We start from the raw sequence: 15,258 nt of genomic DNA, 5'->3' as shown, positions 1-15,258 counted from the left end.
TCTCAAATTACTCCTGCAGCCGCAGCGCATGCTGCGGCAGTCCCGGCACGTCGGCGCGGAAGGTAAACAGGCCGCCCGCGAGCGGCTGCGCTTCGAGCTGGGCGGCGGACAGGCCCTTGCGCGCGGTCGTGGCGTACACGGTGCGCAGGTCGGCGCCGCCGAAGGCCAGCTTGGTGATATTAGCGCACGGGAAGCGCACTTCGCCCACCTTTCGGCCCTGCGGATCGAAACGGTCGATGCGCCAGCCGCCGAAGGTCGCCACCCACAGGTGGCCCTCGGCGTCGACCGCCATGCCGTCCGGGTAGCCGCCATCGGCCAGCTCGGTGAACAGGCGCTTGTCGGCCAGGCTGCCATCGTCCAGCAGGTCGAACGCGTAGATGCATTTGGCCAGCGTGTCGGTATGGTACAGCGTGCGCCCGTCCGGGGCGATGGCCGGCCCGTTGGTGATCACGTAGCCGTCGTCCATGCGCTCGGCCGTGCGGCCGTCGTAGCGGTACAGGGCGCCGCTGGCGCCGTCCTCGGCATCGTCCATCGAGCCGAACCACAGGCGCCCGGCGGCGTCGACGTGGCCGTCGTTGAAGCGGTTGCCCGGCTGGTCGGCCTCGACCTGCAGCAGGGGAACGAAGGCGCCGCTCTCTTCGACGAAGCGGTACAGGCCATCTTCCAGCGCGCAGGCGAAGCCGCCGCCGGCGACCGGCACGATGAAGCTCACCTGGCCCGGCGCATCCCAGCTGCGGCGGACGCCGCTCTCGGGCTCGAAGCAGTGCAGGCGCCGGCCCTTGATGTCGACGAACCAGACCTGGCCCGCCGCCGCATGCCACAACGCGCCTTCGCCCAGCGTGGCGCCGACTTCCCACAGGCAGCGCGGCTCGAGGTCAGCCATACCCGTGCTCATGCGCCGTACCAGCCGGCGTCGACGAAGTATTCGCGCCCGCTGCAGCGGCGCGCGTTGTTCGAGGCCAGGAACAGCGACAGCGCCGCCACGTCCTGCATCTCGACCCGCTCCTGCAGGCACTGGCCGTTCAGGATGCGCGCTTCCTCTTGCGGGTTATGCCACAGCGCCTCCTGGCGCGGGGTGCGCACCGCGCCCGGCACCACGGCCACGGTACGGATGCCGTACGGGCCCAGTTCGCGCGCCATCGCGCGCGTCATGCCCTCGACGCCGGCCTTGGCCGTCATGTACAGGGCCAGCTCGGTGTGCGGCAGGTGCCAGGAAATCGAACCGAAGTTCTGGATCACGCCGTGGCCCTGCTGCCGCATGCCGGGGATGACGGCCTGGGAACAGAAGAACTGGTGGCGCAGGTTGACGTTCATCCGGCTTTCCCAGTACGCCGGGGTGACTTCGCCGATGACGTGGCGGTCGTCGTTGGCCGCGTTGTTGATCAGGATGTCGATGGCGCCCGCTTCTTGCAGGATGCCGTCGAAGGTGGACTTCAGCGCGTCCAGGTCGGTCAGGTCGCAGGCGAGGAAGCACGGCGGGTGCGTCACGCCAGGGGCGCCGGCCAGCGACCCGGCAAGGGCGCGTCCTGCGGCCTCGGCGATGTCGAGGAACCAGACCCGCGCGCCCTGCCCGGCGAACGCGGTGACCAGCTCGGCGCCGATGCCGCTGCCGCCGCCGGTGATGACGACGCGCTTGCCGTTCAGGTCCGGATAGCTTGCGTACGCAAAGGGTGCTTGATTATTGTCAGACATGGGTTTTTCTTGCTCCAGATGTGCCGCTGTGGGCTGTTTTCTTACTTGCCGCCAGAGCCCAGCAGGCCGCGCTGCGCCAGGTTGGCGTAGAGCGCGCGCAGGCCGAAGGTCCAGGGCGCGATCGCGTCGCTGCGTTGCACGCTGTTGACCAGGGTGCCGAGCGACGGGGTCGAGATGCTGACCGTGTCGCCCGGGTGGTGGGTGAAGCCGCCGCCCTTGGCGTCGCGGTCCTTGATCGGCGAGAACATCGTGCCCAGGAACAGCATGAAGCCGTCCGGGTACTGGTGGTGGGCGCCGCAGGTCTGGGCCACCAGGTCGAGCGGATCGCGGCTGATCTCGCGCATGCGGCTGCTGCCTTCGAGCACGAAGCCGTCGTCGCGGCCTTCGATCAGCATGCGCACTTCGCACTGGCGCAGGGTGTCGAGCGAGAAGTCGCCGTCGAACAGGCGGATGAAGGGGCCGATGGCGCAGGAACCGTTATTGTCCTTGGCCTTGCCCAGCAACAGCGCGCTGCGGCCTTCGATGTCGCGCAGGTTGACGTCGTTGCCGAGCGTGGCGCCGACCACTTCGGCGCGGCTGTTCACCGCCAGCACGATTTCGGGTTCCGGATTGTTCCAGTGCGACGATGGATGCAGGCCCACTTCGGCGCCATGGCCGACCGCCGACATCGGCTGCGACTTGGTGAAGACTTCGGCATCCGGGCCGATGCCCACTTCCATGTACTGCGACCACAGGCCCTGGGCCGACAGCTCGGCCTTCAGGCGCTGCGACGCCTCGGAGCCGGGCACGATCTCGGACAGGTTGCTGCCGATGGTCGCCTGCAGCTGCTCGCGCAGGGCCACGGCGCGCGACGGGTCGCCCTTGGCCTGTTCTTCGATCACCCGCTCCAGCAGGCTGACGGCGAAGGTCACGCCGCAGGCCTTGATCGCCTGCACGTCGCACGGCGCCAGCAGGCGGATGCCGCCGGGCCCCGCTTCGCCGCGCACGGCGGCGTCGACCAGTTCGCGCGCCGCGCCCAGGTCTTCGCCTTCGGCGCTGCCGACGATGGTCAAGAGGTCGCGCCGCTCGAACAGGTCGGACACGGTGGCCGCATGGCGGGTGATGTCGACCAGGCGGCCGCCGCGCACGGCGACCACGGCCGGCCCTTGAATAGCGCCGTCGTCACGCCAGACCCGGCCGACCAGCAGTGCACGGTCGATATCCGCGGGCAGCGCGGTAGCTTGGAGTGTGTTCATGGTTCCTCTATTGCTGAAGCCGCCCCGGAGGGCGGCAGTATTGGGTGGGCCGAGACGGCGTCGGACATGATTTTAACATTAATGTTAACGCAATCATCGGTATCCGGCCATCTTGCCTGGAATTCGCTTCCCTAAGCCTGCCGCATCGCGGCAGGCTTAGGGATTATCACGACGCAGTCAGGTTAGAACTGACCGCGGATGCCGAGCTGGAAGGTGCGGCCCGGATCGTAGAAGCCGAACTGCGCGCTCTCGAACTGGAAGTACGAATCGCGCTTGGCCTTGTTGATGTTGACGACGTCGAAGGTGATGGTCGGCCAGCCGTCGCGGTCCAGCACCTGCTCGAGGTCCACGCTCGACGAGAAGTCGGCCTGCTTGTAGGCGCGGCCATACAGGGCAGCGGCCGCGATGCCGTTCTGGCCACCGTTGGCTGCCTGGCTGCCTTCGCGGTAGGTGTGCGAGAAACGCGCCATGAAGCCGTGGTTCTCGTAGTAGACGCCGAAGTTGTTGCTCTTGCGTGGCACGTTCAGCGCCACGAAGCCGTTGGTGCCTTCGCCGCTGGCGTTCTGGTTGATCAGGGTCGCGGTCTCGCTGAAGCCGAAGCCCTTGATCGGCAGGAAGCGGTCGAGCGGCTGGACCCAGCCGATCTCCAGGCCGCGGATGCGCAGGATGCCGCCGGCATTGCGTTCCTGGCTCATCACCACCGTCGCCGCGCCCGGACCGCCGCGCGCGTCGATCGCCGCCTGCTGGTTCGGAATCAGGTTGGCATAGGTGACGCCATACTGCTCCAGCGCGCTGAACGGCAGCGTGCGGTTCTCGATCACGGTGAAGCCCTTGAGCTTCTTCTGGAATACGGTCAGGCTCACATAGCCTTCGCCGCCGGTGTACCAGTCGACGCCGAAGTCCAGGTTCTTCGAGATGTATGGCGTCAGTTCCGGGCTGCCGATGGTGCCGACGTCGGCCGACACCGAGCTGAAGTTGATGCCGGGACGCAGCGAGTTCGGATTGGCGCGGGTCATGCTCTTCGACGCCGCGGCGCGCACGATGACGTTGTTGGCGACCGTCAGGGCGGCGGTACCCGATGGCAGCGTGTTGTTGTAGGTGTTGTCCACATACTGCCACTGGGTCGCGTTCGGGTACTTGGAACCGTTCAGCGTCAGGCTGGCGTTGCGTGGGTCGCTGAACGAGTTCAGCGAGCCGACTTCCTGCTTGGTGCGCACATAACGCACGCCGGCGTTATAGCGGAACGGCATGTTCGCGAGCAGGGTCGAGCCGTTGATCTCGGTGTAGAAGCCCGAGGTCTTCTCGCGCATATAGCCGGCGCTCGCCCCGGTCGACGAACTGGTCGAATCCGGCGCCGTCGTGTTGTAGTAGTCGTAGTTCGAATCCTTTTTAAAGCGGTCCCAGTCGACCACCAGGCGGCCGTACTCGCCGGGCACCAGGTAGCCGGCCAGCGCGTTGGCCGGGATCAGCGAGCCGCCATAGGTCAGCGGCGTGTTCTGGCCGGCGGTGAAGCCGGTGCCATAGCCAGGATAGAGCGCGGCGGCGCTGGCGCCTGGCGTGTTGGCGCCGTCGCACGGCGGCGCGCCGTTCGGGCCTTGCAGGAACACGCTCGGATTGTTGCCGCACACCGCAGCCTGCCAGGCGGCCGAGTTGTCCTGGCCGCGGATACGGCGGTCGATGTCGTCGTAGGCATAACCCAGCTTCAGGTTCAGCTTGTTGTCGCCCCAGGTCAGGTCGGTATGGAAGCCCTTGGTGCTGGTTTCGCGCAACTCGTTCTGGATGTTGACGCGGCCGCCGGCCCACCCGAGGTTGGCCGGGTTGTTCACGTCATTGTTGAAGGTGATGCTGGGCACGCCGCCATTGGTGGCGTCATAGCTCGCCACCAGGCCGCTGCCGGCCGCGGTGATCGGCATGACGGTCGGCGCTTCGTGCGAGAAGTCCGACTTGGTCGCATTGGCCTGCGCTTCGAGCTTCAGGGTCGGGGCGATCTGCCAGGTCATCCCTGGATTGATGCCCTTGAGCTTGGTCTTGTCGCGACGCGGGCCGTATTCGATGAAGTAGCGCGCATTGGCGAAGGTGCCGCTGGTGGCCGTACAACCGGCGCTGCAGTCGGCGCGGTCGACTTTCATGTCGAGCGGGATGGCGAACTCGTTGCGCATGGCCCAGGTGTAGGCGATGCGCGCCATGTCGTCGTCTTTTTCGCTGTACAGCGTGTCGACGTAGAAGTGCAGGTTCTCGGTCGGACGGTATTCGGCGCTGAGGATAGCCGCGGCCTTGTCGCGGTTGCCATAGTAGTCCATGTAGCGGCCGAGGCGCGGCACCAGCGCGTTGTCGATCGCGGTGATGCTGGTGCCCGGGTTGCGGCTTTCCAGGAAGGCCTGGTTAATGACGGTGCCCGGGATCAGGCCCGCGCCGGCGCCATTCGGCACGGTGGCCGGAATCGTCCAGTTGCCGCCGCCGGTATTGTTACGCGACGGCAGGCCGTTCTGCGCCGCCGACAGGTTGGCATTGGTCAGGCCGACCGTCTCGTAGCCGGTGGTGCGGGCTTTCTGGCGGTTGTAATATACGCCGCCCAGGATACCGAACTTGTCGCCCCAGGTCTTGCTGGCCAGGATCGAACCGCGGCCGCCGACGTCGTTGGCGATTTCCTGCTTCTGCGCGGTCGCATTGTAGACGACGTAGGCGCCTTCCTTGTCGAACGGACGGGCGCTGCGCAGGTTGACGACACCGGCCGCGCCGCCCTCGAGCTGCGAAGCATTCGGGCTCTTGCTGACGGTCAGCTTGGTGAACAGTTCGGTCGGCAGCAGGTCGAGGTCGATCTCGCGGTTGGTGCTGGCGCCGTCGATCGGGCCCGACGAAGCGACCGCGATCTGCGCATTGTTCAGCAAGACCTTGGTGAAGCTCGATCCCAGGCCGCGGATCTGGACGTTCATGCCCTCGCCCGTCACGTCGCGCGAAATCTGGACGCCCGGGATGCGGGCCAGCGATTCGGCGATGTTCTTGTCCGGGAATTTACCCATGTCTTCCGAACTGATGGTGTCCTGGAATCCGACCGCTTCTTTCTTGTCGCGGGCGGACGCCAGCAGGCTGCCGCGGTAGCCGGTCACCTTCACCACGCTGACGGCGGCATCCGGGGTGGTGCCGGTCGTCGTCGTCGCAGTCGTGTCCTGCGCATAGGCCTGGTGGACCAGGCCGGCCAGTACGGTCAGGCCGAGCGCCCACTGGCGCCGGCGTGCTACACCTTGTTGTTGAGCATGTCGAGTCATTCAATGTCTCCTGATGGTTTTCTATTTCTAGGTAAGCAACCTTCTACGGTTGTCTGATGGGTAGGCAGGTCAGTCCTGGACCGACCCCGTGGGACGCGCTCGGCGCGGGGTCGGTGACGCCGGCCTGACGGCCGGAGCGGATATTCGGGGGATGCGGCCGCCACATGGCAGGGCCGGACGTGCGGTGACGTCGGTGTGTTGCATGCTTATCTCCTCGTTATTTTTTTACTTCGAGCACTGATTGCGAACATTTCTACTAACACGAATGTTATCGCAACCATCCCAGTCTACTGGTCAAAAATAATGATTGTCAACAAAATATTCCGAACGTTGGTAAAGCGCGAATGGTAGCGCTATTGAATTCCGCCCCTCCAGCCCCTGCACGGCCTGTCGCAGCCCCTACTTCCACAGTGGGCAGTCCAATAAAACGCTTTCAAATCGAAAAGGTTCGCGCTAACATTCTTGCACTCGAATGATACAAAACAAACATTCGAGACCAAAAAACAACGGAGACAATCTATGCAGCGACTTTTCGGGCGGCTTTGGACCGCGTTTCTTCTCGGCATGCTGCTGTGCTTGCCGACCCATGCCGCCGCGGAAGATGGCTACCAGCTGTGGTTGCGCTATCAACCCCTTCCCGACGCCCAGCGCGCAGGCGTCGCCGACGCCATCCTGACCCTCGGCGCCGCCACCCCCACGACAAACGCCGCGCGCGCCGAACTGCAGCGCGGCCTGCAGGGCCTGATGGGCAAGGCCCCGGCCATCGTCGAGCGGGCGCGCGCCAATACCCTGGTGCTGGCGCGCGGCGCCGACCTGCCGGCCGGCCTCGATGCCGCAGCGGCGGTGCGCACGCAGCTGAAGAAACTGGGGGCCGAAGGCTATCTGGTGCGGCGCGCGACGCTGGACGGCGTGCCGGTCACCCTGGTCGCGGCCAATGGCGACGCCGGCCTGCTGTACGGCAGCTTCGCCTGGCTGCGCCAGCTGCAGCTGGGCACTAGCGCCGACAAGATCACGCTCGCCTCGCAGCCGACCCTGCCCCTGCGCGTACTGAACCACTGGGACAACCTCGATCGCACCGTGGAACGCGGCTATGCCGGCGAGTCGATCTGGAACTGGTGGGAACTGCCGCACATCATCGATCCACGCTATACCGACTACGCCCGGGCGAACGCATCGCTGGGGATCAACGGGACGGTGCTCAATAACGTGAACTCCAAGGCCGAGGTGCTGGGCGCGCCCTTCATCGCCAAGGCTGCGGCCATCGCCGACGTGCTGCGCCCTTACGGCATCCGCGTCTACCTGTCGGTGCGCTGGTCGACCCCGCTCGAGATGAAGCAGACGAAGACCGCCGATCCGCTCGACCCCGAAGTCGCCGCCTGGTGGAAGAACAAGGCCGACGAGATCTACCGCACCATTCCCGACTTCGGCGGTTTTTTGGTAAAAGCCAATTCGGAAGGCCAGCCCGGCCCGCAGGACTATCGCCGCAACCACGCCGACGGCGCCAATATGCTGGCGCGCGCGGTGGCGCCGCACAAGGGCATCGTGATGTGGCGCGCCTTCGTCTACGCCTCGCCCGAGGAATCGAAGGCCGGCAAGGCGCACGACCGCGCGGTCGAGGGCTATGACCAGTTCATCCCGCTGGACGGCAAGTTCGACGACAACGTGCTGGTGCAGGTGAAGAACGGCGCGATCGACTTCCAGCCGCGCGAACCCGCCCACCCGATGTTCGGCGCCATGCCGAAGACACCGCTGATCATGGAATTCCAGATCACCAAGGAGTACCTGGGCTTCGCCACCCACCTGGCCTACCTGGGCCCGATGTTCCAGGAGACGTTGGAGTTCGATACCCGCATCGGCAACCGCAAGCTGACCGTTGCCGACACCATCCAGGGCAAGCAGGGCCGCGTGGGCGGCATCGCGGGCGTGGCCAATATCGGCAGCAGCCGCAGCTGGAGCGGTTCCATCTTCGACCAGGCCAACTGGTATATGTATGGCCGCATGGCCTGGGACCAGGGCCTGGACAGCCGCGCCATCGCGCGCGAGTGGACCGCCCAGACCTTCAGCCCGGACGCGCGCCTGCTGGACCCGGTCGTCAACCTCATGATGCGTTCGCGCGAAGCCGTGGTCGACTACATGACGCCGCTCGGCCTGAACCACGTGATGGGCAGCAGCCACCACCATGGTCCGGCGCCCTGGGTCGACAACCTTGAACGCGCCGACTGGAATCCGATCTACTACCACCGCGCCGCCCGCGACGGCATCGGCTTCGACCGCACCGCCAGCGGCAGCAATGCCGTGGCCCAGTATGCGCCCGAGGTGGCGCGCCGCTTCGCCGATCCGAAAACGACGCCGCCCCAACTGCTGCTGTGGTTCCACCGCCTGCCGTGGGATTACCGCATGGCGTCCGGCCGCACGCTGTGGGAAGAACTGGTGGCGCGCTACGACCACGGCGTGGCCGAAGCCGCCGCGATGCAGGCCGAATGGCAGCGCCTGCAACCGCTGGTCGACGCCCAACGCTTTGCCGACACCGCGCAGCGCCTGGCCCAGCAGCACGCCGAGGCGATCTGGTGGCGCGACGCCAGCCTGGCCTATTTCCAGGATGTCTCCGGCCTGCCGCTGCCGGCCGGCGCGCGCAAGCCCGCGCACTCGCTGGAGCACTACAAGTCGATCCGCTTCCCGTATGCCCCGGGCATCTGACCGGACCGCCCTCTTTGCCCGATTCATTCTGGAGATTGTGTAGATGAACCCGATTCAAAGCGCCGCCACCCCGACCATCGTCGAAATGCAGGTGATTCCGGTCGCCGGCCGCGACAGCATGCTGCTCAACCTGTGCGGCGCGCATGCGCCCTACTTCACCCGCATCCTGGTGCTGCTGCGCGACAGTGCCGGCCGCACTGGCATGGGCGAGGTGCCCGGCTCGAACGGCATCCTGCTGGCCCTGCAAAAGCTGGTGCCGCTGGTGGAAGGCAGCCAGATCGCCCATCACCGCCGCACCCTGAACCGGCTGCGCGCCGCCATTTCGGGCGTGAGCCACCAAGTCACGTCCAGCGCCGAAGCGGCGGTAATGAAGCAGCCGCACGAAATCAACCTGCGCCTGGAAAACGTGGTGACGGCGGTCGAGGCGGCCCTGCTCGACCTGTTCGGCCAGTTCCTGGGCCTGCCGCTGTGCGAGCTGCTGGGCGACGGCCAGCAACGCAGCCACGTGCCAATGCTGGCCTACCTGTTCTATATCGGCGACCGCGGCCGCACCGACCTGGGCTACGACGACGATGCGGGCCGCGACGGCTGGTACCGGGTTCGCAACGAAGAAGCGCTCAGCGCCGAATCGATCGGCGACATGGCCGCGGCGGCGGTCGACAAGTATGGCTTCAAGGACTTCAAGCTCAAGGGCGGCGTGATGCGGGCCGAGGACGAGATGGCGGCGGTGGCCGCCATCAAGCGCCGCTTCCCCGATGCCGGCGTGACGCTCGATCCGAACGGCGCCTGGTCGCTGCGCGAGGCGATCGACGCCTGCCGTGGCCAGGGCCACCTGCTGGCCTATGCCGAAGATCCGTGCGGCCCCGAGGGCGGTTATTCGGGCCGCGAGATCATGGCCGAGTTCAAGCGCGCCACCGGCATTCGCACTGCCACCAATATGGTCGCCACCGACTGGCGCCAGATGGCCCATTCGCACCTGCTGGGCGCGGTGGACATCCCGCTGGCCGATCCACACTTCTGGACCATGCAGGGTTCGGTGCGCCTGGCCCAGTTGTGCCACGACTGGGGCCTGACCTGGGGCTCGCATTCGAACAACCACTTCGACGTCTCGCTGGCGATGTTCACCCATTGCGCGGCGGCGGCGCCGGGCGCAATCACGGCGATCGACACCCACTGGATCTGGCAGGAAGGCCGCGAACGCCTGACGACGGAACCCTTGCAGATCGTCGGCGGCCAGGTGGCTGTGCCGGACCGTCCGGGCCTGGGCATCGAGCCCGACATGGACCAGATCAACGCGGCCCATGAACTGTACAAGAAGGTGGCCGGCGGCGCGCGCGACGATGCGCTGGCGATGCGCTACCTGGTGCCCGACTGGACCTACGATCCGAAGCGCCCCAGCATGGTCAATCCATGATCGCGGCAATCCTTGGCCGGACCCGCGGCGGCACCATCCGCGGCCTGCGCTGGTGGATGATCAGCCTGATCATGCTGGGCGCGGTGGTCAACTACCTGACCCGCAGCTCGCTGGCGGTGGCCGCCCCCACCCTGCTGGCGGAACTGGACATCACGGCCAAGGAGTATTCGTACATCACGGCCGCCTTCCAGGGGGCGATCATGCTGCAGCCGCTGTGCGGCTATGTGCTCGACGTGATCGGCCTTAAATACGGCTTCGCGATCTTCGCCACCGCCTGGTCGCTGATCTGCATGGCGCATGGCATGGCCACCAACTGGCAGACCCTGGCTATCCTGCGCGGCCTGCTCGGCTTCGCCGAAGGCTCGGCCAACCCGGCCGGCATGAAGGCGGTGTCCGAATGGTTCCCGGCCAAGGAGCGCGGCCTGGCCGGCGGCGTCTTCAATATCGGGGCCTCGTTCGGCTCGATGCTAGCGCCGCCGCTGGTGGTGTGGGCCATCCTGCACTACAACTGGCAATCGGCCTTCGTCATCACCGGCGCCCTCGGGCTGGTGTGGGTGTGCGCCTGGCTGCTGCTGTACGACGCGCCGAAGCGCCACCGCCGCCTCTCGAAAGAGGAGGCAGCGCACATCGCCGCCGGCCAGGAAGACCACCTGGCCAGCGACGGCAGCAAGCCGTCCGTGCTCAGCATCCTCAAGAAACGCAATTTCTGGGGCATCGCCCTGCCGCGCTTCCTGGCCGATCCGGCCTGGGGCACGCTGGCGTTCTGGGTGCCGCTGTATCTGACCACGGTGCGCGGCTTCGAGCTGAAGGACATCGCCATGTTCGCCTGGCTGCCCTTCCTGGCGGCCGACCTGGGCTGCATGTTCGGACCGGTGGTGGTGCTGGCCCTACAAAAGCGCGGCGTGCGCCTGATCAATGCCCGGCGCGGCGCGTTCACGCTCGGCGCCATCATGATGATGGGCGTGGCCTTCGTCGGCTATGTCGACAATGCCTACGCCGCAATCGCCCTCCTCAGCCTGGCCGGCTTCGCGCACCAGACCCTGTCGGTCACCGTCATCACGATGTCGTCCGACCTGTTCCGGCGCAATGAGGTCGCGACAGTCGCCGGCATGTGCGGCACTTTCGGCAACCTGGGCCTGCTCATCTTCTCGCTGCTCATCGGCACCCTGCTGGCCAGCGTCGGCTACACGCCCTTCTTCGTCAGCCTCGCGGTGCTGGACCTGATCGCGGCCGTGCTGCTGTGGACCCTGGTGCGCGAGCCACAACCCCTCTACGAAAAGACATGATCCACAACCCGATCCTGCGCGGATTCAATCCCGACCCGTCCATCGTGCGGGTCGGCGACGACTACTACATCGCCACCTCGACCTTCGAATGGTTTCCCGGGGTGCAGATCCACCATTCGCGCGACCTGGTCAACTGGCGCCTGGCCGGCCGGCCGCTCACGCGCGCCAGCCAGCTCGACATGCGCGGCGCGCCCGATTCCTGCGGCGTGTGGGCGCCCTGCCTGACCTACGCGGACGGCCTGTTCTGGCTGATCTACACCGACGTCAAGCGCTACGGCCGCACCTCGACCGGCGCCGCCGGCGGCAGCGCCTCGCTGCGCGATTTTCATAACTACCTGGTCACCAGCCCGAGCATCGACGGGCCGTGGTCCGATCCGGTCCACATGAACAGCAGCGGCTTCGATCCATCGCTGTTCCATGACGACGACGGCCGCAAATACTTCCTGAACCAGTTGTGGGACCATCGCCCGGGCGGCAAGCGCTTCGCCGGCATCGTGCTGCAGGAATATTCGGTCGAGGCGCGCCGCCTGGTCGGCCCGCGCACCAATATCTTCGCCGGCACCGAACATGGCCTGACCGAAGCGCCGCACCTGTACCGGCGCAACGGCTACTACTACCTGCTCACGGCCGAAGGCGGCACCGGATGGAACCATGGGGTGACGATGGCGCGCTCGCGCGACCTTCTCGGGCCGTATGAGCTGCATCCGGACGCGGACGTCCTCACGACGCGCGCGCGGCCCGACGCCGCGCTGCAGCGCGCCGGCCACGCCGACCTGGTCGACCTGCCGGATGGCCGCACGTATATGGTCTACCTGTGCGGCCGGCCGCTGCGCAACCGCGGCACCTGCACGCTGGGGCGCGAGACCGCGATCCAGCAAGTCGTGTGGGGCGACGATGGCTGGCTGCGCACGCTGGATGGCGACGGCATGCCGCAGCTCGACGTGCCGGCGCCGGGCTTGCCCGAACACCGATTCGACCCGGCGCCGGAACGGGCCGAATTCGACGCGCCTGACTTGCCGCTCGACTTCCAGTGGCTGCGTACGCCCTATCCCGAGGAGCTCTTCAGCCTGGACACGCGGCCCGGCCACCTGCGCCTGTTCGGCCGCGAAACCCTGGGCAGCACTTTCCGCCAGGCGCTGGTGGCGCGGCGCCAGCAGGCCCACTGTTTCAGCGCGGCGACCGTGGTCGAGTTCGAACCGGAACACTTCCAGCAACAGGCGGGCCTGGTCTGCTACTACGGCGCGGCCAAGTTCCACTACCTGTACATCACCCACGACGACGAGGTGGGCAAGCACCTGCGCGTGATGAGCAGCCTGCCGAATCACATGCAGGCGGACTCCTTCACCGCGCCGATCGCCATCCCGGCAGGTGTGCCGGTGCAGTTGCGGGTGGAGGTGGACGAGGAACGACTGCTGTTCGGCTACCGCCTTGGCGACGGCCCGTGGGAGTGGATCGGGCAGCAGTTCGACGCCAGCATCCTGTCGGACGAGGCCAGCGCGCCCGGCCAGCCGAACTTCACGGGCGCCTTCGTCGGCATGGCCTGCCAGGACATGGCCGGCACCGCGCTGCATGCCGACTTCGATTACTTCGAGTACCGCGAGCGACCGTATTGCAAGGATCGCGCCTGGCTCGAGACGTAAGTTGGACGCTCGACGACTGCGGGCCGTCGACATGCTTCGGTGACGTCTTGATGGCTCCATGCGCTCAGCCATTGGAGCTCCTTCGAAGCCCGGGGCGATTCATCACTTGGATCGAAGGCAATCCGTGCCGGCATGAGGTCCAGAACCTCAGGCAGGCATCGATCGCCACCACTACTTTGAAGTGACATTAGACGAAGGGTTGCTACCTGTCGTTAAAGCAATTTCGCTGTCGACGCACGACTACAACAAGGTATGCTGCTGGCCGAACTCGTTCGTTTGGCCAATGTATCAACCTACAGAGCCTTGAATTCACGAGCAGTCGTGACCGGCGGGATTCGACCCATTGCGGACATCGGGGCTCCGGCAGCGGTATAGATGAGCATGTGTCGCGGCCGAACTGTAAACCAAAGTTGGAGGTGTCACCTCCCTTCCCTGGCGGGTCGCAGCCTCAGGCGAGTACATACCCGACAGCACGCCAGTTCGACATTTCTCGCATGCTGTCCTCAAGCGCAACCGGCTAGGGGATATAGGACATCTCTATCAATGAAGTGCCGGAGCCCGGCACGAAGGGAATGATCTTGCTGGTCGGTCTAGCATCGCGACTGCGATATCGCAGTCGCGTTCACTATGTCGGGGCCGCTGGATAGGCGACCCCGGCGATCCGATCAACGTCGGCCGGGCATCCGGTCATAGGTGCAGTTTTCCAGCTTCTCGATCGGCACCGCCGCCGCCAGCGCGGCATATCCCGCGTGCGACGGATGCAGGCCGTCGCCGCTGTCATGCACCTTGGCCAGGTAGGATGGCCGCGCCGGATCGCGCAGCACCACGTCGAAATCCAGCACACCGTCGAAGGCTTTCTCGTTTCTCACCCAGTCGTTGACCGCTTGGCGCAAGGCTTCGTTGTGCGCGGCTGGCGCATAGTAGCCGCTGCCCATGAACGGCGTGATGGTCGCGCCGATCACGCAAATCCCCCTGGCGTGGGCGCGCGCGATCATCTGCAAATGCGCCTGCTTGAAGTCGGCCAGCATCGTGTCGATCGCCTGCGGCGTGTCCTCCTTCGAGCGGCGCAGCACGCCGATATCGTTGACGCCGATGAAGACGATCGCATGGCTCACGCCATTCCTCGCCAGCACGTCGCGTTCGAAGCGGGTGATGAGGCTCGGGCCCAGGCCTTCGCGCAGCAGGCGGCCGCCGCCGATGCCGGCATTGATCACGGCCAGCTGGCGCTTGCCGTCCTGGGCGATGCGCTGCACCAGATGATCGGTCCAGCGGTTATTCGCGTCCGTCGTCGCGCCGTAGCCGTCGGTGATCGAATCGCCGATCACGACCACGGCGCGGGCGCCGGGCGCCGCGCTGACTTCGACGTCGGCCAACTGGTGCCAGCGCGTGACGGTCTTTGCATCGGCCAGGCTCGCGGCCATGACCTGCCCGCCCCGCGCCAGGAAGGTCGTCGTGCGCGCGCCGGCGTGGCCGGTCTGCTGGCCCGCCGCATTCGCCAGGTGCATGGTCACGGCGACATCGAGCCCGCTGGTCGCGACCAGTTCGACCGGGTCGCTGACGTATTCGGCGCCGGCCGGAATCCGCACCGTGGCGCTGCCATTGAAGCGCAGGGGCTGGAGCGTTCCCGACACCACCTCGGAAGAACCCGGCCGCACCGCGCGCGCGATGCTGGCCCCGTTCACGACCAGCATCTCGCTGCCATAGGCATTGCTGATCCGGACCCTGACTTGGCTGCCGCCCAGCGACAGGCGCACGACCTGGCGCACGGTGCCGTCCTTCCACAGCTCGGCCGGCAGGGCTTCGGCCTGGCCGTAAGGCATCTGGGACGTGCCCCAGCTGGCCACCCAATGGCGGGCACCGTGATCAGGACTGGTTGACGGCAGTGCGCAGGCGCCCAGGCCGCAGACGGCCAGGACGGCGATGGCCAGGCGGCCTCGACGAAGTAATTTCAAGTTGGTCTCCGGTGATGGCATGCCCCCGCGGAATGCGGTGCTACCAAATCTGTAACGTCAATGATAGCGCAACCAA

At 66.4% G+C, this 15,258-nt stretch carries 9 protein-coding genes; 4 read left to right on the top strand and 5 right to left on the bottom strand.

The features are described 5' to 3' along the window. Positions 1 to 7 precede the first annotated feature (7 nt). The 4 genes from Q9246_RS25425 to Q9246_RS25410 all read right to left on the bottom strand — a co-directional run bounded on the left by Q9246_RS25425 (position 8) and on the right by Q9246_RS25410 (position 6,193). On the bottom strand, positions 8 to 883 hold the full coding sequence (locus tag Q9246_RS25425; RefSeq protein WP_306394127.1) for an SMP-30/gluconolactonase/LRE family protein: 876 nt from the start codon (positions 881 to 883) through the stop codon (positions 8 to 10). Positions 884 to 891: 8 nt separating this feature from the next. Next, entirely contained in the window at positions 892 to 1,692 is an 801-nt protein-coding gene (gene xylB / locus Q9246_RS25420) for a D-xylose 1-dehydrogenase (RefSeq protein WP_306394125.1), read from the bottom strand. Positions 1,693 to 1,733: 41 nt separating this feature from the next. Further along, positions 1,734 to 2,927: a fumarylacetoacetate hydrolase family protein gene (locus Q9246_RS25415; protein ID WP_306394123.1), complete on the bottom strand. Its 1,194-nt coding sequence runs from the start codon at positions 2,925 to 2,927 to the stop codon at positions 1,734 to 1,736. Between the two features lie 182 nt (positions 2,928 to 3,109). Beyond that, complete coding sequence (locus Q9246_RS25410; protein WP_306394122.1) at positions 3,110 to 6,193, bottom strand: TonB-dependent receptor; 3,084 nt, start codon at positions 6,191 to 6,193, stop codon at positions 3,110 to 3,112. 519 nt (positions 6,194 to 6,712) lie between these two features. Here Q9246_RS25410 and Q9246_RS25405 point away from each other — a divergent pair. From Q9246_RS25405 to Q9246_RS25390, 4 genes are read left to right on the top strand one after another with little or no spacing between them, the layout of a single operon-like run. Continuing rightward, the gene (locus Q9246_RS25405) at positions 6,713 to 8,890 is read left to right on the top strand and encodes an alpha-glucuronidase family glycosyl hydrolase (RefSeq protein WP_306394120.1); all 2,178 of its coding nucleotides are present in this window, start codon (positions 6,713 to 6,715) and stop codon (positions 8,888 to 8,890) included. 43 nt (positions 8,891 to 8,933) lie between these two features. Next, a complete protein-coding gene (locus Q9246_RS25400; RefSeq protein ID WP_306394118.1) occupies positions 8,934 to 10,304 on the top strand; it encodes an enolase C-terminal domain-like protein in 1,371 nt (456 codons plus the stop codon). Next, the gene (locus Q9246_RS25395; RefSeq protein ID WP_306394117.1) at positions 10,301 to 11,590 is read left to right on the top strand and encodes an MFS transporter; all 1,290 of its coding nucleotides are present in this window, start codon (positions 10,301 to 10,303) and stop codon (positions 11,588 to 11,590) included. Before Q9246_RS25400 ends, Q9246_RS25395 begins: the two co-directional genes overlap by 4 nt. Continuing rightward, entirely contained in the window at positions 11,587 to 13,230 is a 1,644-nt protein-coding gene (locus Q9246_RS25390) for a glycoside hydrolase family 43 protein (protein WP_306394116.1), read from the top strand. The genes Q9246_RS25395 and Q9246_RS25390 overlap by 4 nt, the downstream gene beginning before the upstream one ends. Positions 13,231 to 13,895: 665 nt before the next feature. Here Q9246_RS25390 and Q9246_RS25385 read toward each other — a convergent pair. After that, a complete protein-coding gene (locus Q9246_RS25385) occupies positions 13,896 to 15,182 on the bottom strand; it encodes an SGNH/GDSL hydrolase family protein (RefSeq protein WP_306394113.1) in 1,287 nt (428 codons plus the stop codon). Between the last annotated feature and the right edge of the window lie 76 nt (positions 15,183 to 15,258).

Origin of the sequence: Telluria beijingensis (genome assembly GCF_030770395.1) — a bacterium.
In the GTDB taxonomy this organism is placed as follows: Bacteria; Pseudomonadota; Gammaproteobacteria; order Burkholderiales; family Burkholderiaceae_D; genus Telluria; species Telluria beijingensis.
This window is presented reverse-complemented; position numbering and strand designations above follow the sequence as displayed.

What these genes read in the sequence shown, in the direction of transcription:
- Q9246_RS25425 (WP_306394127.1), bottom strand. Translation starts at nt 883, where the DNA reads ATGGCTGACCTCGAGCCGCGCTGCCTGTGGGAAGTCGGCGCCACGCTG.
- Q9246_RS25410 (WP_306394122.1), bottom strand. Translation starts at nt 6,193, where the DNA reads ATGACTCGACATGCTCAACAACAAGGTGTAGCACGCCGGCGCCAGTGG.
- xylB (WP_306394125.1), bottom strand. Translation starts at nt 1,692, where the DNA reads ATGTCTGACAATAATCAAGCACCCTTTGCGTACGCAAGCTATCCGGAC.
- Q9246_RS25405 (WP_306394120.1), top strand. Translation starts at nt 6,713, where the DNA reads ATGCAGCGACTTTTCGGGCGGCTTTGGACCGCGTTTCTTCTCGGCATG.
- Q9246_RS25415 (WP_306394123.1), bottom strand. Translation starts at nt 2,927, where the DNA reads ATGAACACACTCCAAGCTACCGCGCTGCCCGCGGATATCGACCGTGCA.
- Q9246_RS25390 (WP_306394116.1), top strand. Translation starts at nt 11,587, where the DNA reads ATGATCCACAACCCGATCCTGCGCGGATTCAATCCCGACCCGTCCATC.
- Q9246_RS25395 (WP_306394117.1), top strand. Translation starts at nt 10,301, where the DNA reads ATGATCGCGGCAATCCTTGGCCGGACCCGCGGCGGCACCATCCGCGGC.
- Q9246_RS25400 (WP_306394118.1), top strand. Translation starts at nt 8,934, where the DNA reads ATGAACCCGATTCAAAGCGCCGCCACCCCGACCATCGTCGAAATGCAG.